This window comes from Serratia sp. CY81684 (assembly GCF_052166595.1).
Taxonomy (GTDB): Bacteria; Pseudomonadota; Gammaproteobacteria; order Enterobacterales; family Enterobacteriaceae; genus Serratia; species Serratia nematodiphila.
Genome location: NZ_JBJNOO010000003.1, coordinates 1,434,832 through 1,453,772, shown reverse-complemented (window position 1 = coordinate 1,453,772; position 18,941 = coordinate 1,434,832). Strand labels below are relative to the sequence as shown.

The following is an 18,941-nucleotide window of genomic DNA, read 5'->3' as shown; positions in this document are numbered from 1 at the left end:
TTATTCTCCTGCCTGCGACGGCGAGTTGGCGGGCCGACGGGTAAACATGCGGCGCACCAGCACATAAAACAGCGGGACGAAAAAGATCGCCAATGCGGTGGCGGTAAGGGTGCCGCCGATAATGCCGGTACCGATGGCAATGCGGCTGTTGGCGCCGGCGCCGCTGGATACCGCCAGCGGCAGCACCCCGGCGGTAAACGCCAGCGAGGTCATCAGGATCGGCCGCAGGCGCATGCGCGCCGCGTGAACCGCCGCGCCAATCAGCGTTTCACCGCGCTGGTGCATTTCCTCGGCGAACTCGACGATCAGAATGGCGTTTTTTGCCGACAAACCGACGATGGTCAGCAGCGCCACCTGGAAGTAGATATCGTTCTCCAGCCCGCGCAGCGTGATCGCAAGCAGCGAACCGACGATGCCCATCGGCACCACCAACATCACCGCAAACGGAATCGACCAGCTCTCATACAGCGCCGCCAGGCACAGGAACACCACGATGAGCGAAATGGTGTACAGTGACGATGCCTGGCCGCTGGTCAGCCGCTCCTGATAGGAGAGCCCGCTCCAGGAATAGCTGCTGCCGGCGGAGAACTTCGCCGCCAGTTTCTCCATCTCGCTCATCGCCGTGCCGGAACTGACGCCGGCGGCGCCCTGCCCGGTGATCTCGAACGACGACAGCCCGTTATAGCGCGACAGGTTTTCCGGGCCGTAGATCCAGTGTGAGGAAGCAAAGGCGGAGAACGGCGTCATGCTGCTGTCGCCCGCCGCGTTGGTGCCGCGCACAAACCATTTGTCGAGATCTTCCGGCTTGGCGCGATACGCTACGTCGCCCTGCATATAGACTTTTTTCACCCGGTTGCGATCGATAAAGTCGTTGACGTAGGTGCTGCCGAACGCGCTGCTGAGCGTGCTGTTGACGTCGCCGGCGCTCAGGCCGAGCGCCTGCAGTTTGCCGCTGTCGATCTCCACCTGCAGCTGCGGCGTATCCGGCAAGGTGTTGGCGCGCACCGCCAGCAGCGACGGATTGCCGGCGGCGGCGGCGACGATCTGATCGCGCATCGCCTGCAGCTCGGCGCGGGTGGTCGCCCCTTTGGCCTGCAGTTCGAAGGTGAAGCCGTCGGACTGGCCGAAGCCGTCGATCGCCGGCGGGCTCATGGAGAACACCTGGGCGTCGCGCAGCGAGGCGAAATGCGCCATGGCGCGCTTGGCGATGGCGTCGGCGGTGTTTTCACTGCCGCCGCGTTGGCTCCAGTCTTTGAGGCTGACGAACGCCATGCCGGCGTTTTGCCCGCTGCCGCTGAAACCGAAGCCGTTGATGGTGAAAATAGTGCTGACGTTGGCCTTTTCCTGCTCGAGGAAATAGGCGGTGACCGCCTCGCTCACCGCCGAGGTGCGGGCATTGGTGGCGCCGGCCGGCAAGGTGTACTGCACCATCACCGAACCCTGATCCTCATTGGGCAGGAAACCGGTCGGCAAACGCAGATACATCACGGCGGTGGCGATCAGCAGCAGACCGTACAGCAGCAGATAGCGCGTCGGCCGGTGGATCACCCCGCCGACCTTGTCGGCGTACTTCTCCTGCAGCCGGTTATAACCGCGGTTGAATTTACCCAGCAGCCCTTTGTCGGTCTGTTCTTCATGCGTCGATTTCAGCAATGTGGCGCACAGCGCCGGCGCCAGCGTCAACGCCAGCACCACCGACAGCACCATCGAGGAGACGACGGTGATCGAGAACTGGCGGTAGATCACCCCGGTGGAACCACCGAAGAACGCCATCGGCAGAAACACCGCCGACAGCACCAGCGCGATGCCGACCAGCGCGCCGGTGATCTCGCGCATCGATTTCTCCGTCGCCTCGCGCGGCGGCAGCTTATCTTCACGCATCACGCGTTCGACGTTTTCCACCACCACGATGGCGTCGTCCACCAACAGCCCGATCGCCAATACCATGCCGAACAGCGTCAGGGTATTGATCGAGTAGCCGAACGCCGCCAGCACGCCGAAGGTGCCCAGCAACACCACCGGCACGGTGATGGTCGGGATCAGCGTGGTGCGCAGGTTTTGCAGGAACACGAACATCACCACCACTACCAGGACCACCGCTTCGAACAGCGTTTTCACCACCTCCTCGATCGAGATGTTGATGAAGTCGGTGCTATCTTTCGGGTAGGCCACCTTATAACCCTGCGGCATCGCGCTTTGATATTCCGCCACCTTGGCCTTTACCAGCTTGGCGGTGTTGAGGGCGTTGGCGCCCGCCGCCAGCTTGACCGCGATCCCCGCCGCCGGGTGGCCGTTGAGGTGCGCGCTGGCGGAGTAGTCTTCGTTGCCCAGTTCAACCCGCGCCACGTCGCCCAGCCGCACCAGCGCACCGCTGCTGTCGCTTTTCAGGATGATATTGCGGAACTGTTCCGGCGTTTGCAGCCGCGACTGCGCCTTCACCGTGGCGGTCAGCTGCTGGTCGGCGGCGGCCGGCAGATCGCCTACCTTGCCGGCGGACACCTGGGTGTTTTGCGCCTCGATCGCCGTCTGCACGTCGGAAGGCATCAGCGCATAGCTCGCCAGCCTGGTCGGATCCAGCCAGATGCGCATCGCGTATTCCGAGCCGAATACCTGCACGTCCCCCACGCCCTCGATGCGCGACAGCGGATCCTGCAGGTTGCTGACCAGATAGTCGGAAATGTCGGCCATTGTCGCCTTGTCCGTCTCGTCATACAGCCCGACGATCAGCAGAAAGCTGCTCTGGGATTTCTTGACCGTCACGCCTTGGGCGGTGACCGCGCTCGGCAAGCGGCTTTCCGCCTGCTGAACTTTGTTTTGCACCTGCACCTGCGCGATATCCGGATCGGTGCCCTGATCAAAGGTGACGTCGATGCTGACCGAGCCGCTGGAGCTGCTGGTCGAAGAGAAATACAGCAGGCCATCCAGCCCGGTGAGCTGCTGCTCTATCACCTGGGTGACGCTGTTTTCCAGCGTTTCCGCGTCCGCGCCCGGGTAGGTGGCGGAGATGGAAATCTGCGGCGGTGACACGTCCGGGTACTGCGAGATAGGCAACGAATTGATCGACATCAGGCCGCACAGCATGATGATGATGGCGATCACCCAGGCGAACACCGGCCGCCGGATAAAGAACTGCGCCATATCACTGCTCCCCGCGTTGGTTTTTGTCGACCGAGACTTCAACCGGCTTCACTGCGGCGCCGATCGTCACCTTGCTGGTGCCTTCGACGATCAGGCGATCGCCTTCGTTCAGCCCGCTGCCGATCAGCCAGTTGCTGCCCACCACCCGTTCGGCGCTGACGGTGCGCTGCGCCACTTTGTTTTGCTCGTCGACCACCAACGCGGTGGCTTCGCCCTTGGCGTTGCGGGTGATGCCCTGCTGCGGCGCCAGAATGGCTTTGGGATCGACGCCGTTATCCACCGTGGCGTGGATATACATGCCGGGCAACAGCTCATGTTCGGGGTTGGGGAACACCGCGCGCAGCGTGACCGAACCGGTAGCCTCATCCACCGCCACCTCGGTCAGCTCCAGCTTGCCGGCATGGGCATAAGACGTGCCGTCCTCCAGCTTGATGGCGACCGGCGTGACCGCGCCGCGCTGTAACGCCGCCTGCTGGCGCCGCAGTTTAAGCAGCTGGGCGCTGGACTGGGTAAGGTCGACATAGATAGGATCCAGCGCGCGGATGGTGGTCAACGCATCGCTTTGGCCGGCGGTCACCAACGCGCCCGGCGTCACTGACGAAATACCGATGCGCCCGGCGATCGGCGCACGCACCTGGGTATAGCCGAGATTGATGCGCGCCGTCTCCAGCGCCGCCTGATACTGCGCCACCGACGCCACGGCCTGCAGATACGCGGCTTTGGCGTCGTCTGCGTCCTGTTTGGAAACGCCGTTTTCTTTCACCAGCGCCGCATAGCGCTGCGATTTGAGCCGGGTGGATTGCACCGTAGCCTGGGCGTTTTTCAACTGGGCGGCGGCCTGATCGTAGCTGGCCTGATAGCTGGCGGGGTCAATTTGATACAATACCTGCCCGGCTTTCACCTCGGCCCCTTCGGTAAACAGCCGCTGCTTGATGATACCGTCGACCTGCGGCCTCACGTCGGAGGTCATGGTGGCGTTGACCCGGCCGGTCAACTCGCTGCTCAGGGTCACTGACTGGCCGCGCAGCGTGACCACGCCGACCTCCCGCTCACCGCCCGCTCCCGCCGGCGCGTCGGCGTTTTGCCCATCGCAGCCGGCCAGCAACAGCGACAGCCCCAGCGCTAAAAGCGTTTTCCTCTGCATTGCAATACGATCCTATTGAGAATGACTATTCTCAATATATCGAATGCCGCAATGCGCTTCTGAAAGGGTTGCGTAAGGATTGCGTAAAATCTTTTCGGGCTGGAAAACGCGCAGCGCGGTGGGTTTACCCTAATCTGCGCGCAAGCGTCAGCGCCAAAACCGTGGCGATGCTGATACCCGCCGCTCCCAGGAAAACGGCGGATGAGCTGCCGGGAATGAACGCCATAAAGGATGACAAGAACTGGCCGGAGAAAATCGCCATCGATAAATAGGCCAGATTTCGCCCCCGGGTGCGGGGGGAGCTTTGTTCTACGGTCATATGATTAACCAACGGCACCGAGAAGCCGAACCCGCATCCCATCAGAATGCCGCCGGCAACAAATGCCGCAGTCTCGTGCGCAGAGGCGAAGAGCAGATGCGCTGCGGCATAACAGACAAACGCCGCGCCAAGCGCGCCGTTTTCTCTGAGTAAAGCCACCAACCTGGGCATCAGCGCGGCGGCAAAAACGGCGATAAGCGAGATAAACGACAGGAAGTATCCCGTTTGCGCCGCCCCGATATTCATGTGGTGGAAATGCTGCGGGATGATAATGATCCCGGTGAAGAAGCAGATCATGGAAAGCACAGCGGAAAAATAGACCGCGGTTAATCTGCCGGCGCCGGTGGAAATGGCATCACCGCGCTGAACGTTGTCTGATTCGCCCACATCGGACTGGGGTTTGGGCACAAACAGCAACTGCATCGCCAGCAACACCCAGGCGACAAGATACAACAGGAAGGGCCAGCGCCAGCCGAGCGTCGCCAACAGTCCGCCGATAAACAGAAAGATGACGCCGCCCAGCTCGATCGACATGCCTTGCGAAGCGATCATTTTCAAGCGCGCCTGCCCGCTGTAAAAAGCAGAAATCAGACCGGTGCCGGCTGACATCACGATCGCCGTGGCGCCGCCAAGCAGCAGGCGGTCGAGCATCACCGGCCAAAAGCCGCGAAGCAACAGCCCCCCCGCCCCAAGCAGGCCATACAACAACAGCCCCCAGCTGAGCGCCGCGTAAGCGCCCGCCCTGTCAATAAAACGTCCGGCGAAGGGGCCAAATATCACCACGCCCAACGACGGCACGGTGACCAGCCAACTGGCCGCGGAAGGCGTGCCCAACTGGCTCGCGATCTCCGTCAAACCGGGAACGATCACGCAACCGACCATGATCGTCAGACAGGCCACGGCCAAGAGCGTAAACGCCGCCATTTTTCTTAATTCACGCATAGAGTGCCTCACTGAAATATCCGATATATGGATATAGCATCCACAATTCGGACGGTATTCTTGAGGCTTCTGCCCAACATGTCAACGCGCGAACTGTAAATCGAATGTCAATCCTACCCTGCCAACGTCGGCAACCCCTCAGTTATTACCTGCAATGGCTGGCAGGCGCTTTTTGGCAATCCATGCGCTTTGTCACTCAATGAGCGTTGACATCGCCCACATCCGGCAACAGAATAATAACCATTATTCGGATGAATGATCCATCATGCGGATAATTCAGAGTCAATATCAACCACACCACATCTCGCTGCCGTCAAGTCGGCGACAACCTAAGTGAGGATCTCATGAGTAAAGAAATTTCACGTCGTAATATCATCAAACGCATTCCGCTGTTGGCTGGCGGCGCCTTGCTTTCTCAATCCCTGCTGTCTTCCGCCATGGCGGCGCCATCATCCGCCCTACCGGCGGCGACGCGGAAAGGCGCGTTTACTGATGCGGGCGCATCGCTCGATAAGTCATTGATTTCCTACTATCAGGTGCCGATGCAGAAACGCTTGAAGATCAATGAGAAAGGCATTCAGGGCAAGCCCTATGCCGAGTTCTTCGACAGCAATCTGGATGCGCCCGTAGAGATGATCCGCGCGCTGGAACAGGGGCCGTTGGCAAAAGAACACATTCTTCAACCCACGAAAGCGGGCCTGAAAACCCTATTGGAACGTTTTGACGAGTTTCCGGTATCGGGTTACGCCGTCGTTGAGGATGGCGGCCCCTGCGCCTATGCGCAAAGCCGCCATATTTTTCCGGGCGTGACCACGGAGATGTTCAAGTGGTGGTTCTGCTGGCACCCGATCGAGAGCGAACGCTATTATCTGTGGTTCCCGCATGCTCATATCCACAACTCGGTTGTCGATCCCAAGCGTCTGGCGGATACCCGTCTGTCCTACGCTGAGCGGCTGTACGGCAACCCGAACCACATTACCGAGTACATTGGCGATAACTATCTGGACGGCGTTATCCATTTTAATGCGCCGGAAAGCTTCGGCGTCGAGAGCGAGTTGCTCAAAAAGCATCGCTTTACCTTTAACGCCAGCGGCATCATCACGCCTTATGATGCGCAATCAACGCCGCTGGTGCTGATGATTCATCTGGGTCGCGACACGCCGCAAGGGATGGAAATGGTCAACCGTTACTGGATCGGCACGCACGAATCCTGGGATAGATTCGACAAGTTCCCGGACGGCGGAAAACGCTCGCGCGAATACATCGCAAAAGCGGGGATGACGAAAGCGTCGCTGGAAGGCTTTGCCTATGAAATGGCCGTCCACGATATGACGGAGTTCTCTTCGCTCGGCCGTTTTCTGCCTGAGATTTATGCCCGGTTCGGCAACAGCTGACCGCCGCCTTCCCCTCGCCAACGCAGCGCCGGGGGCGAGGCAGGCTTGCCCATGCGGCGTTTAGCGCCTGCCGGGCCAAACGCCCCGGCTTGTTATGCCAGCATCGCCTCGATTTCCGCTTTGCACTGCATCAGCGAACCGAGCAGATGGTCAAACTTTTCCTCGAAGCGCATGGCCGGAACCGCAATGGATATGGCGTAAAGCTCGTTGACGCCGATATTGAGGTAAACGCCGACGCCACAGACGCCGCGAGCGTGCTCTTCGCGATCGATGGCGTAACGACGGATCCTGGTTTCCCGAATGTCCTCCAGTACGGATGAGACGGTTCTGAGGGTATTATCCGTTCTGACATCCGGCTGGCCGCCAAGCAGATCCGCAATCTTTTCGTCAGGCAGCTCGGCCAGAATGGCTTTGCCATGCGCTGTGCAGTGGCACGGAAAGGCGGTGCCAACGGCTGATACGACGCGAAGTTCCTGATCGGAAACAAACTGGCCTACCGATACCGCGTGGCTGCCGCGGTAAACGCACAAATCGACGGTTTCACGCGTGCGGCGGCCAAGCGTTTCCATCGCCGGTTTTGCAAGGGTGATCACATCCGTATGCGCGGAAGCCGCCAGGCGGGCGAGCGCCGGCCCTAATTGAACGCCGCCGCTGCCCATGATGAGCAGCTGTTGCGATTCAAGCGAGGTGACCAAACGGTGTACGGTGGTGCGCGGCAGCCCCGTTTCCCGGGACAATTGAGAGATGGTCATGCCCTTCGGTTGAGTTTCCAGCGCCCGCAGCAGGGTGGCGGCCCGGGCAATCACCTGTGAGCCGCTATTATCCGCGTCATTACTCATCGTGATGTTCCACATTGAATGGGGTCAGGGACGAAAGAATATCACAGGTTGTCCACATATTGGATAGGTGGACAAGATCCATGGAAAATCCCCCGCCTACCTGCCTCATCACAGATACCAGGATTTTTTAGAGCAACACCGTGAGATAAAAGCAATAGCTCCCCCCATGATATTCAGGATGGCCGTTTGCCCATGTTTCATCATCGCGCAGGCGCCTACGCCAACAGCCTCACGTACCTACGGCTTTTTACGGCTTCGCCAATCTGAACACCGTTTTGGTGTGCCAATAGTAGTCGATCGCCGCCGCGATATTCGGCATCCAACCGTCCGGCTCATAGGGCACGAAGCCGGAAAAACCCAGCCTGCGGGCAGAGACCTGGAACCCCGCGCCGGAGAAAATGCGCGCATAGTCGTCCAGCGAGCGATCCTGCACCACGGTATGCGTCTGTTCAGCGACCCTTGCGCGCCATTGCGGCCACAGCGGGTTGTCGGTGTGGCAACCGGTCACCGCATAGTAAACGCCGCCCGGTTTCAGCGCCCGCAGCATATCGGCGGCATGCTGCGCGATATCTTCGATCAGATAGATGACTTCATGGCTGAAGGCGATATCGAAATGGTCATCCCAGCCTGTCAGCCGCGTGTCGGTTTGATAATCGATCGGCAGGTTTCCTTTCAGGCGATTGGCGTGTTCGACGGACTGGCGGGCGATATCGACGCCGAGCCCTTCACGAAATGGCCGGATTTGGTGCAACAGACGCAGAAAACCGCCCTGATTGCAGCCGAAGTCCAGCACCCTGACGCCGGACAGTTCGTGTTCCGGCACCAGAGTTAGCAGATGCCGCCAGATAGGCGCATGGCCTTCGGCCATGGCCTGCTCTGCGTGCGGATCGCGATACCAGGTGGGAATGCTCAAGGATGAGTCGTTCATGATGGCCTCCTTATGTTTCCACTCAGCCAACCACAGCCTATGGCGACAAACAACCGTGCGCGCATTTTTTGAACATTCACTGCTCTGGTTTGCCATGCACCGGCAGCTGGCTGGTCACGCAGTGAATGCCGCCGCCGCCGGCCGCGATGGCGTCGATCTCCAACTGCACCACCTTGCGCTGCGGATAGAGCGCCGACAGTAGCGTAAATGCCGCCTTATCCGCCTGCGGGTCGCCAAATTCAGGGGCGATCACCGCGCCGTTGATCACGAAATAGTTGATGTAGCCCGCCGCAAAGTCCGGATTGTTACGGCTGAAACGGCTGTCGCGCGGTGCCAGCGGCGGCGAAAGCGTATGCACCTGCAGCTTGCGGCCGTCGGCGTCGGTCGCTGCCTTGAGGATCGCCAGATGCGCCTGGGTAACCGCATGATCATAAGAGGCCGGATCGGTGTCCAGGTTGGCCACCACCACGCCCGGCCGCACGAAACGGGCATAAAAATCGACGTGGGCGTCGGTGATGTCCCGGCCTTTAATGCCCGGCAGCCAGATAATTTTGCGCAGGCCGAGCATCGCCTTCAGCTCCTGCTCCACCCGATCGCGGTTCCAGCCTGGATTACGGTTTGCATTCACCCAACTGCTCTCGGTCATGATGCCGGTGCCGCGCCCATCCACCTCAATGCCGCCGCCTTCGCCTACCAACGCACTGCGGCGCGGCTGAGCGACGCCGTATTTTTTGGCGGCGAACGCCGCCAGACGCGCATCCCTGGCATGCCGCTGCTTATCGCCCCAGCCGTTGAAGTTGAAATCCACCGCGCCCAGCGCACCGGCGTCGTTGACGACGAAATTGGCGCCAATGTCACGCATCCAGATGTCATCCAGTTCGGTGACGACATAGCTGACGTTCTGACTGCCGCAGGTGGCCTCCGCCAGCTGCCGTTCGTGCGCGCGGCAAAATACCGTCAGCGGCTGAAACTCGGCGATGGCGCGGGCGATGCGCCCCTGCGCTGCCTGCACGTCCGCCGTGAACCCGCCCCAGATGGCCTTCTGGGCGCCGAAGGCGAGAAACGCCCGCAGCTGAGGTTCCCCTTCGTCGGGCATCCGCCAGGCCGGATTAAGCGCAGCTTCTGCGTGACCGCGTAATGGAAAGCCCAACGATGCCGTCAAGCCGACGCCGGCCACCGCCGAAAGCTGCTTGATAAAGGTGCGACGCGTTGACATAAACAACCTCTTTTAATTAATTTAAATTCAAATAGTTAGCCGAGATCTTTACGCTCCGGCACTTGAATCTCATGCTAGTCTTCCCCCGCCACCGCGACAAACGATATATTTAGCGGATATCTGATTAGACAGGCTTATCGATAATGTTAAAACACTGGCCCCCCTTGAGCGCCCTGCGCGGTTTCGAAGCGGCGGCGCGCCTGGGTAGTTTTCATCAGGCCGCCGAAGAATTGCACCTGACCCAGTCGGCCATCAGCCAACAGATCCGCAGCCTCGAGGCGTTTTTGGAACAGCCGCTGTTCTTCCGCACCGGCCGCAGCGTAACGCTGACCGACGCCGGCCACGATCTGTTCAGCACCGCGCAGGTGATGCTGCAACAATTGGCCGTCGGCATTCGCCGTTTGGATCAGTACCGCAAACCCAATCAGCTGATCGTCAACACGACGCCGGCCTTTGCCCGTCACTGGCTGACGCCGCGGTTGGGCGAGTTCAACCGGCGACATCCGCAGATCGATCTGTGGCTGTTCACCAGCTTTGAACCGCCGGATATGGCGACGGACAGCATCGATCTGGCGATCCGCGACGATCTCAGCGCGCAGGCGGACTGCACCTTTAACGTTCTCTGTACCGACCGGCTCTATCCCGCCTGCCACCCCAGCCTATTGGCGTTGGCGCCGGAGCAGCGCGTGACCTTGCACGGCGAACGCGAGATGGACTGGAGCCACTGGACGGTGGCGGGCGGCGCGCACGTCGGCCAACGCGACAGCGGGCTGAACTTCTCCGATCCTGGTCTGCTGCTGGACGCCGCCTGCAACGGCCTCGGCATCGCGTTGGTCAGCCAACTGCTGGCGCAACACGCGCGCGACGTCGGGCTGCTGCAACCGTTAACCGAGCAACGCGTGCGCGGCGCCAACTGGGCGTGGCTGCTGCACCGCGACAGCGAACATAATCCGCTCGCCCGGCACTTCTGCCAATGGCTGCAGTCGGCGCTGCCCGCCGGCGCATAACGCGCCACGTCACGATTTGCTACTCTGGTCAGGCGGGCCCGCCTGACCGCTGCTACTTTCAATAAAGCGCCGCAACAGCCCGAAGAAAACGCGCTAACCTGCTGTTTCAAAATAATTAGTTGAATTCACCTGATAACTGAACATCGCTAAAAGGATCTTCTATGTCTGCCGGTTTATTGAAAACGATAGCGCTGAGCGTGACCCTTGTTTGCTCCCTTCCCGCCGCCTGTGCCGCCGATCTGACCGCCAGCGCGGTCGCCGCTCCGGATCAGTATGGCGCCAAGGTCGCCGCGCACATTCTGCAGGCCGGCGGCAACGCGGTCGATGCGGCGGTCGCCACCGCCTTTACCCTGGCGGTAACCTACCCTGAAGCCGGCAATATCGGCGGCGGCGGCTTTATGACGCTGTACGTCGACGGCAAGCCCTATTTTCTCGACTACCGCGAAGTGGCGCCCAAGGCCGCCGGCAAAACTATGTATCTGAACGAGAAAGGTGAAGTGATCGAAAATCTCAGCCTGGTGGGCAGCCGCGCCGCCGGCGTGCCGGGCACCGTGCTGGGGTTGTGGGAAGCCCACAAGCGTTTCGGCAAGCTGCCGTGGGCCGAACTGCTGACGCCGGCGATCGGTTACGCCCGGCAAGGTTTCACCGTAGCGGATCAGCAGTATCAGTACCGTGAAGACGCCAACAAGCTGTTCGCCGGTAAAACCAACTTCGGCGACTATTTCGGCGCCATGAAACCCGGCACGGTGTTCAAACAGCCGGAGCTGGCCGCCACCCTTGAGCGCATCGCCAAATCGGGCGCCGACGATTTTTATCACGGCGAAACCGCCCGCCTGCTGGTGGCGCAAATGCAGCGCGACAACGGGCTGATCGGCGCGGCGGATCTGGCCGACTACCGGGTGAAATGGCGCGAACCGATGCGCATCAGCTGGCGCGGCAACACCGTGTATACCGCCCCGCTGCCCAGCTCCGGCGGCATCGCGCTGGCGCAGCTGCTGGGGATAAAAGAAGATCGCGCCGCCGACTTCAAGGGCGTGCCGCTGAACTCGGCGCGCTATATCCACCTGTTGGCGGAGATCGAAAAACGCGTGTTCGCCGATCGCGCCGACTACCTCGGCGATCCGGATTTCACTAACGTGCCGGAAGCGCAGTTGATCGCCCCTGATTACCTGCAAAAACGCGCCGCCGAGATCAATCCGCAGGCGATCTCACCGACCGAGCAGGTACGGCCGGGGCTGGAAACCCACCAAACCACCCATTTCTCGATCGTCGATGCCGCCGGCAACGCCGTCAGCAACACCTATACGCTCAACTGGGACTTTGGCAGCGGCGTGGTGGTCAAAGGCGCCGGCTTCCTGCTCAACGACGAGATGGATGACTTCAGCGCCAAACCGGGCGTCGCCAATGCCTTTGGCGTGGTGGGCAGCGACGCCAACGCCATTGAGCCGGGCAAACGCATGCTCTCCTCGATGAGCCCGACCATCATCACCCGCGACGGCGACGTCACCCTGGTGATCGGCACCCCGGGCGGTTCGCGCATCTTCACCTCGATCTTCCAGGTGATCAACAACCTCTACGATTACCATCTGCCGCTGGCGCAGGCGGTGGCCGCCCAGCGCGTACACCATCAGCTGTTGCCGAAGGACACCGTCTACTATGACAGCTTTGCGCCGCTGACCGGCAAACCGGCGGACGAGCTGAAGGCCATGGGCTACACCCTCGAAGACCAGGGCTGGAACATGGGGGATATTCAGGTCATCCGCATCGATGGCCGCACGCCGGAAACCGCGTCCGATCCGCGCGGCCGCGGCGTGGGCCTGGTGGTGAAAAAGTAACGCCCCGGCGGCCCGCCTCAGGTTAGACGGGCCGCTACTTCCCCGCATTGACTGCCGCTGCGCCCTTTCTTACTCATCTATACTGAAGCGACAGGCTCGCGTTTGACGACGGCGGCGTCTGCCTTCCTTCTTAGACGATAACGACAATATTAATTTTAAATCAATCACCTGCATTTATCGTAAGCGGTGTCGGAGGCAATCAATAATGGCGAAAAGACGAGCAGTACCCGGTGTCCATCCCTACGATGGGCCCGCCGGCGGTTGGGGCGCGCTGAAAGCGACGGCCATCGCCGTGCGCACACAGATGGATACCCTGGAAGCGCCGGTGACGCTGATGCGTACCAACCAGCCCGACGGGTTTGACTGCCCGGGATGTGCGTGGCCGGATAAAGAGCATCGCTCCACCTTTCAGTTTTGCGAAAACGGCGCCAAAGCCGTGACCTGGGAAGCGACCAGCAAGCGCGTGACCCCCGAATTCCTGGCGCAAAATACCGTGACCTCACTGCTGCAAAAAACCGATTATCAGTTGGAGGACTACGGCCGTCTGACCACGCCCCTGTTTTATGACGCCGGGACGGACACCCTGCGCCCGCTGGCCTGGGACGAGGCGTTCCAACGCATCGCCGCCGTCTTGCAGACGCTGCCGCCGGAACAGGTGGAATTTTATACCTCCGGCCGGGCGTCCAATGAAGCGGCCTACCTGTTCCAGCTGTTTGCGCGTGAATTTGGCAGCAATAACTTTCCCGACTGCTCCAACATGTGCCATGAGCCGACCAGCGTTGGCCTGCCGCAGTCGATCGGCATCGGCAAAGGCACTGTCTCGCTGGACGACTTTGACAGCGCGGAGCTGGTTATTTCCATCGGGCACAACCCGGGCACCAACCACCCGCGCATGATGGGCACGCTGCATGAGCTGGCGCGCAAAAAAGTGCCGATCATTGTGTTTAACCCGCTGCGCGAGCGGGCGCTCGAACGTTTCACCGATCCGCAAAACGTCATCGAAATGGCGACCTACAGTTCGACCCCGATCGCTTCAACCTACTATCAGGTCAAAGCCGGCGGCGATGCTGCGGCGCTCAAAGGCATCGCCAAAGCATTGCTGCAGTTGGATGATGAGCATGGCAATGCGCTGGATCACGCCTTTATTGCCGAGCACACTGAAGGGTTTACGGCTTTCGACGCCGATCTGCGGGCCACCCGTTGGGAAGCCATTGAGGCGGAAAGCGGTCTGACGCGTCAGGATCTGGAACAGGTCGCCGCCGCTTACGCGAAATCCAACGCCACCATCGTGACCTACGGCATGGGCATTACGCAGCACAATAAAGGGACGGCCAACGTGCGCCTGATCGCTGACCTGCTGCTGCTGCGCGGCAACATTGGCAAACCGGGCGCCGGCATTTGCCCGCTGCGCGGCCACTCTAACGTGCAGGGCAACCGCACCGTCGGCATCACCGAAAAACCCTCGGCCGAATTTTTGGCGAAGCTGGAAACGGTGTTTGGCTTCACGCCGCCCAAAGCCCACGGTCACGATGCCGTGAAATGCATGCAGGCGATGATCGACGGCGCTTCGAAAGCGTTGATTTGCCTGGGCGGCAACTTCGCCGTGGCGCTGCCGGACCCCGAGCAGAGCTTCCCGGCGATGAAAGCGCTGGAGTTAAGCGTGCATATCGGCACCAAACTCAATCGCAGCCATCTGTTGGTGGCGAAAGAAACTCTCATTCTGCCCTGCCTGGGCCGTACCGAGCTGGACCTGCAGGCCGGCGGACGGCAATCGGTGACGGTGGAGGATTCGATGTCGATGGTGCATGCCTCGTCCGGCAAATTAAAACCGGCGTCGGAACTCCTGCGTTCGGAACCCGCCATTGTGGCCGGCATGGCCAAAACGGTGATGCCCGCCAGCAAGGTGCCCTGGGATGAGCTGATCGAGGATTACGACGTGATCCGCGATCTGATCGAAAAAACCATCCCCGGCTTCGACAATTACAACGCGCGCATTCGTCAACCCGGCGGTTTTCGCATGCCATTGCCGCCGACAGAACGCCAGTGGCCGACGGCGACGGGCAAAGCGATGTTTTCGGTGTTCAGCGGGTTGCACGAAGACCAGATTGCGGCGGAACAAAATACGCTGCGGCTGATCACCCTGCGCAGCCACGATCAGTACAACACCACCATCTATGCCCTGGATGACCGCTATCGCGGGGTTTTCGGCCGGCGCGACGTGCTGTTTATGAATGACAGCGATCTGCAACGTTTGGGGCTGGAGCATGGCGACGTGGTCGACCTGGAAACGGCGCTGCCCGGCAGCACCCAGCGCCTGGAAGGCATCACGGTGATCGCCTACAACATCTCGGCCGGATCGGTTGGCGCCTACTACCCGGAAGCCAACGTGCTGGTGCCGTTGCATTACATCGATGAGGAGAGCGGTACGCCTTCGTACAAATCGGTGCCAATCCGCGTGAAGCTGAGATCCAAAGAGGTGCGCGCGGTCGATATCGCCTGACGGAAGCGGTTTGAGCCTTTCTCCGCATGGAGAAAGGCTTCTCCCCTTTATACCTGCGCCACCAACACATTGACGTTGGCGGGGAAAACCAATCCTTCCAATGCATTACCGCTGTCGGAGGTCACCAGATAATCGACCTCGGGCCATTTGGCCACCAGCGTCATCGCATGCCCGCGCAGCTTGTTTTCATCCGCCAGCACGATGCATTTGCGGCTCTGCGCAATCATTTTGCGCGCGATGGCCGCCTCATTGACGTTTTGATCCATCACCCCGGTCTGCACATTAACCGCACCGGCGCCGATAATGGCGTAATCGGCGAAAAACGCTTCGATATTATTCAACGCGATCGCGCCCAGGCACGCCATTTTGGAGTCGATGAACTGCCCGCCGATCAGCACCACGTCGATGGAGTCATTTTCCAGACAGACGTTGGCGATCAGCGGCGAGTTGGTGATGACCGTCAACTGATCCACCGTCGCCAACTGCCGAGCGAACTCCAGCGTGGTGGAGCCGAAATCCACGAACACCGTATCGCCCGGTTGGATCAGCGTCACCGCTTTCTCCGCGATGGCGCGCTTCTCAGCCTCGGCGATTTTGGCCCGCTCATTGAATTCATGCTCGAACTTGAACTGGCTGCTGACCGCGCCACCGTGGATCTTCTTGATCAGCCGATAGTCTTCCAGCTTGTTCAGATCGCGCCGAATGGTTTCCTGCGAAACCTGGAATTTATCCGCCAGCTCATTCACGTAAACCCGGCCATTGGCCTGGATCAGCGCCAGTATTTCATTGCGCCTTTCCACGGAATTAGAGATATCCATTCACATTACACTCGCTGCCTTAAGTAAGAGTGACTGCTTCCGCCGAGACTCGCGGCGTTAACTGACGGAATACTACGGGTTTCAGGGCGTTAGACGCAAGCCGTAGCCGCCGTTCATCCGGTGGGTTCGATGCTGATGTGCAGCGCGTCACGCTCGCCGCCGGGCGGCAAGGCGATGTTGCGCAGCAGGATCCGCCGTTCCGGCAGGCAGCGATGCGTTTTGCGGTACAGCACTTTCTCCCCCAGCCGCACCACCACCGAACCGGACACCGGCTGTTCCACGCGCATATTGATCGTGACCGTGGTGGGTTTGCCGATCAGCGCCACGTTGGCAGGCGCGGTCAGGCGGATCCGCTCGTCATGCCGCACCGGGAGGATTTGCCGCGCCGGCGGCAGCGTGCGCTGCAGCGAACGGGCAACGGCTTCGCCGACGTGCAGCCCTTCCTGATAACACTGGTCGCCCATGTCTGCCGGGTGCAGCATGTTACCGACGGCGAAATAGGCGGCGTCGGAACAGCGGCCGAACTGATCGGTCAGCGGGCAGCCGCTCTCCGGCCGCTGCGCCAGGTGGCTCTGGCGGATCAGCGTATACTCCCCGGTGAAGCGGCCGGTGAAGATCAGGCTGTCGCAGGCGATGCGCCGTTTCTCTCCCTGGCGATTCTCCACCTCGATGGATTCGACCCGATCGCGGCCGGCAATGTCGGTCACCCGCGAATAATAGTGAATCGGCACCCCCATCAGGCGCGCATAGAGCGCGCTCAGCCGCCAGGCGACGGGCCTGCCGCCGCTTTCAATCATGGCGACGGCGCGCACGCCGGCGTTGCGCAGCGTCCACAGCGCGGAGAAACTGACCAGCTCGGTGCCGACCACCACCGGCGCCTTGCCCGGCTGCAGCCCGCGCAAATAGACGAACTGCTGCAGCGCGCCGGCGGTCAGCACGCCCTGCGGCCGCAGGCCGCTCACCAGGCGTGGATGACGCGGCGTCTCGCGCACGCCGGTCGCCAGGATCACCCGCTGCGCTTTCAAGATGCTGACGCCACGGCGGTCCGTGATGGTCAGCTCACCGTCTGGTTTGATGGCGAGCACCGTCACGCCGGTGCGGATCTCTACCTGCCCGGCGCGCGCCAGTATCTTATCAACATAGGTGGACCCCAGCATCGGCCGGTAAAAAGTCTGCAGCCCGAAGGTGGGATGTCGGCAGTGCCTGGGCACGCCGCCCGCCTGCTGTTCCCGCTCCAGGATCACCACATCCTCGATGCCCGCCTGCCGCAGCGCGGTCGCCGCCGCAATCCCGGCCGGCCCGGCGCCGACAATCGCCACCTGATACTCAGTTTTCATCAATGCTCCCTACGGCCAGCGTTTGGCCAAAACGATCGCCCACCATTTCCGCCACCCGGCTGCTGCAATAGAAACCGTTGCAGCGCCCCATCATCACGCGCGTGCGGCGCCGCAGCCCGCCGATGCATTCCGGCGGCACGGCGGAATCGAACGCCGCCTCTATCTCCCGCTGGGTCACCAGCTCACAATGGCAAACGATGCCGCCGTTGTCCGGGCGCGCATAATCGCGCAGCGCATAGTCGGCAAGCATCGGCATCTGCGGCCAATGCACGGTCTGCGGCGTTGTCAGCGTGAAGCACGGCGTAAAGTGGTCGCGATAAAGCTGCTCCACGTATTGCGCGATGCCGAGCGCCGCCGTCAGGCCGGTGGAGCGAATGCCCGCCACGCAGATCCACTGCCGATCGGGATAGTGCTGAATGCGGTAGTGTTTCTGTTCGGTCGCCGGGCGTAATCCGGCATAGCTGGCGGTCACGCTGTAATTCGCCAGCGTGGGCAGCAGTCGGGTGCCCTGTTCGATCAGCTCGCGCATTTTGGTTTCGTCCACCGTCGCCGTCTCGCGGTCCTGCTGCTCTTCGGCGGTCGGCCCGAGCAGCAAATTGCCGAAGATGGTTTTCGACAGCAGCACCCCTTTGGTGATCGCCGTCGGCACCGGCAAGATGATGGCGTTGACCTGACCGGCGGCGGCCTTGTCGAACACCAGGAACTGCCCTTTGCGCGGGCGGATTTCAAACTCGGGCTGATGGCAGAAACTTTCTACCCGGTCGCCCTGATTGCCGGCGCAGTTGATGACGATTTTGCCGTGAAACTCGCCCCGGTTGCTGGTTAGCCGCCAGCCGGTCGGCAAGCGTTCGGCGCCGGTCACCTCGGTATTGAAGCGATAGTCGCCGCCGTGTTTGACACCTTGCGTCAGGTACGCCAGCGGCGTGCTCCAGGGATCGATCACGCTCTCTCCCGGTACCTCTACCGCCGCCAACGCGCCGGGCGCCAGCTGCGGCTCACGGCGATACAGCTCGGCGGCGTCGATCTGCGCCACGTCCAGCACGCCGTTGTCATGCGCCTGCTGCACGATCGCGGGCAGCGCCGCCAGCTGCTGCTCGTCCCACGCCACCACCAACGCGCCGGTAGGCAACAGCGGCAAATTCATCCGTTCACGGATGGCGATAAACTCCCGGTAGCCGGCCTGCATGCAATGCAGTTCCAGGCTGCCGCTCGGCGCATCGAAGCCGGTATGCAGCAGCGCGCTGTTGGCTTTGCTGGCACCGGACAGGATATCGCCCCCCTTTTCCAACAGCAGCGTACGGGCGCCCATCAGGCAGAATTTGCGGAATACCGCACACCCGACCACACCGCCGCCAATCACGACAATGTCCCAATCCGTTTGTTCTTCCATCATGCTGATGTCCCGTTTTGATGTGATAACCACAATAAAACCACACAATAACCGCATTTGAAATGGTAAAAACAACACAACTCCCAAAAAAATGCCGCATAAGGCGGGTGATAAGCAAAAAGTATGAGGTCGAT

Annotated in this window: 13 protein-coding genes; 4 read left to right on the top strand and 9 right to left on the bottom strand. The window is 61.0% G+C overall.

What is annotated here, in order from left to right; translation table 11 throughout:
- From ACJ8QF_RS14760 to ACJ8QF_RS14750, 3 genes are all read right to left on the bottom strand, one after another.
- A complete protein-coding gene (locus ACJ8QF_RS14760) occupies nucleotides 1-3,138 on the bottom strand; it encodes an efflux RND transporter permease subunit (RefSeq protein WP_442537635.1) in 3,138 nt (1,045 codons plus the stop codon).
- Nucleotide 3,139: 1 nt separating this feature from the next.
- A complete protein-coding gene (locus ACJ8QF_RS14755; protein WP_197753124.1) occupies nucleotides 3,140-4,282 on the bottom strand; it encodes an efflux RND transporter periplasmic adaptor subunit in 1,143 nt (380 codons plus the stop codon).
- 124 nt (nucleotides 4,283-4,406) lie between these two features.
- Nucleotides 4,407-5,525: an MFS transporter gene (locus ACJ8QF_RS14750; protein ID WP_442537634.1), complete on the bottom strand. Its 1,119-nt coding sequence runs from the start codon at nucleotides 5,523-5,525 to the stop codon at nucleotides 4,407-4,409.
- A 362-nt stretch (nucleotides 5,526-5,887) separates the two neighbouring features.
- Here ACJ8QF_RS14750 and ACJ8QF_RS14745 point away from each other — a divergent pair, with 362 nt between their 5' ends.
- Nucleotides 5,888-6,937: a DAPG hydrolase family protein gene (locus ACJ8QF_RS14745; RefSeq protein WP_004937998.1), complete on the top strand. Its 1,050-nt coding sequence runs from the start codon at nucleotides 5,888-5,890 to the stop codon at nucleotides 6,935-6,937.
- 92 nt (nucleotides 6,938-7,029) lie between these two features.
- Here the strand turns inward: ACJ8QF_RS14745 and ACJ8QF_RS14740 are convergent, their stop codons facing one another.
- From ACJ8QF_RS14740 to ACJ8QF_RS14730, 3 genes are all read right to left on the bottom strand, one after another.
- The gene (locus ACJ8QF_RS14740) at nucleotides 7,030-7,776 is read right to left on the bottom strand and encodes an IclR family transcriptional regulator (protein ID WP_004938000.1); all 747 of its coding nucleotides are present in this window, start codon (nucleotides 7,774-7,776) and stop codon (nucleotides 7,030-7,032) included.
- A 247-nt stretch (nucleotides 7,777-8,023) separates the two neighbouring features.
- Nucleotides 8,024-8,704 (bottom strand): class I SAM-dependent methyltransferase, encoded by a 681-nt coding sequence (locus tag ACJ8QF_RS14735; RefSeq protein WP_021503722.1) that lies wholly within the window; start codon nucleotides 8,702-8,704, stop codon nucleotides 8,024-8,026.
- A 76-nt stretch (nucleotides 8,705-8,780) separates the two neighbouring features.
- Nucleotides 8,781-9,920: an agmatine deiminase family protein gene (locus ACJ8QF_RS14730; RefSeq protein WP_275094786.1), complete on the bottom strand. Its 1,140-nt coding sequence runs from the start codon at nucleotides 9,918-9,920 to the stop codon at nucleotides 8,781-8,783.
- Nucleotides 9,921-10,063: 143 nt separating this feature from the next.
- Between ACJ8QF_RS14730 and ACJ8QF_RS14725 the strand changes: the two genes are divergently transcribed.
- The 3 genes from ACJ8QF_RS14725 (at nucleotide 10,064) to ACJ8QF_RS14715 (ending at nucleotide 15,262) form a co-directional block, all read left to right on the top strand.
- Nucleotides 10,064-10,927, top strand: a complete 864-nt coding sequence (locus ACJ8QF_RS14725) for a LysR substrate-binding domain-containing protein (protein ID WP_442537633.1) — start codon at nucleotides 10,064-10,066, stop codon at nucleotides 10,925-10,927.
- A gap of 161 nt (nucleotides 10,928-11,088) precedes the next feature.
- Nucleotides 11,089-12,762 (top strand): gamma-glutamyltransferase, encoded by a 1,674-nt coding sequence (gene ggt, locus ACJ8QF_RS14720; RefSeq protein WP_442537632.1) that lies wholly within the window; start codon nucleotides 11,089-11,091, stop codon nucleotides 12,760-12,762.
- Between the two features lie 202 nt (nucleotides 12,763-12,964).
- Nucleotides 12,965-15,262: an FdhF/YdeP family oxidoreductase gene (locus ACJ8QF_RS14715; protein ID WP_442537658.1), complete on the top strand. Its 2,298-nt coding sequence runs from the start codon at nucleotides 12,965-12,967 to the stop codon at nucleotides 15,260-15,262.
- A 47-nt stretch (nucleotides 15,263-15,309) separates the two neighbouring features.
- On the opposite strand, the gene ACJ8QF_RS14710 is transcribed toward ACJ8QF_RS14715, so the two are convergent.
- From ACJ8QF_RS14710 to ACJ8QF_RS14700, 3 genes are all read right to left on the bottom strand, one after another.
- Nucleotides 15,310-16,080, bottom strand: coding sequence for a DeoR/GlpR family DNA-binding transcription regulator (locus tag ACJ8QF_RS14710; protein ID WP_004938020.1), 771 nt, complete (start codon nucleotides 16,078-16,080; stop codon nucleotides 15,310-15,312).
- Between the two features lie 113 nt (nucleotides 16,081-16,193).
- Nucleotides 16,194-17,417 carry an FAD-dependent oxidoreductase gene (locus ACJ8QF_RS14705; RefSeq protein WP_442537631.1) on the bottom strand — a complete coding sequence of 408 codons (1,224 nt, stop codon included), beginning with the start codon at nucleotides 17,415-17,417 and terminating at the stop codon, nucleotides 16,194-16,196.
- Nucleotides 17,407-18,810, bottom strand: coding sequence for an NAD(P)/FAD-dependent oxidoreductase (locus tag ACJ8QF_RS14700; protein WP_075685920.1), 1,404 nt, complete (start codon nucleotides 18,808-18,810; stop codon nucleotides 17,407-17,409). Before ACJ8QF_RS14700 ends, ACJ8QF_RS14705 begins: the two co-directional genes overlap by 11 nt.
- Nucleotides 18,811-18,941: the final 131 nt, after the last annotated feature.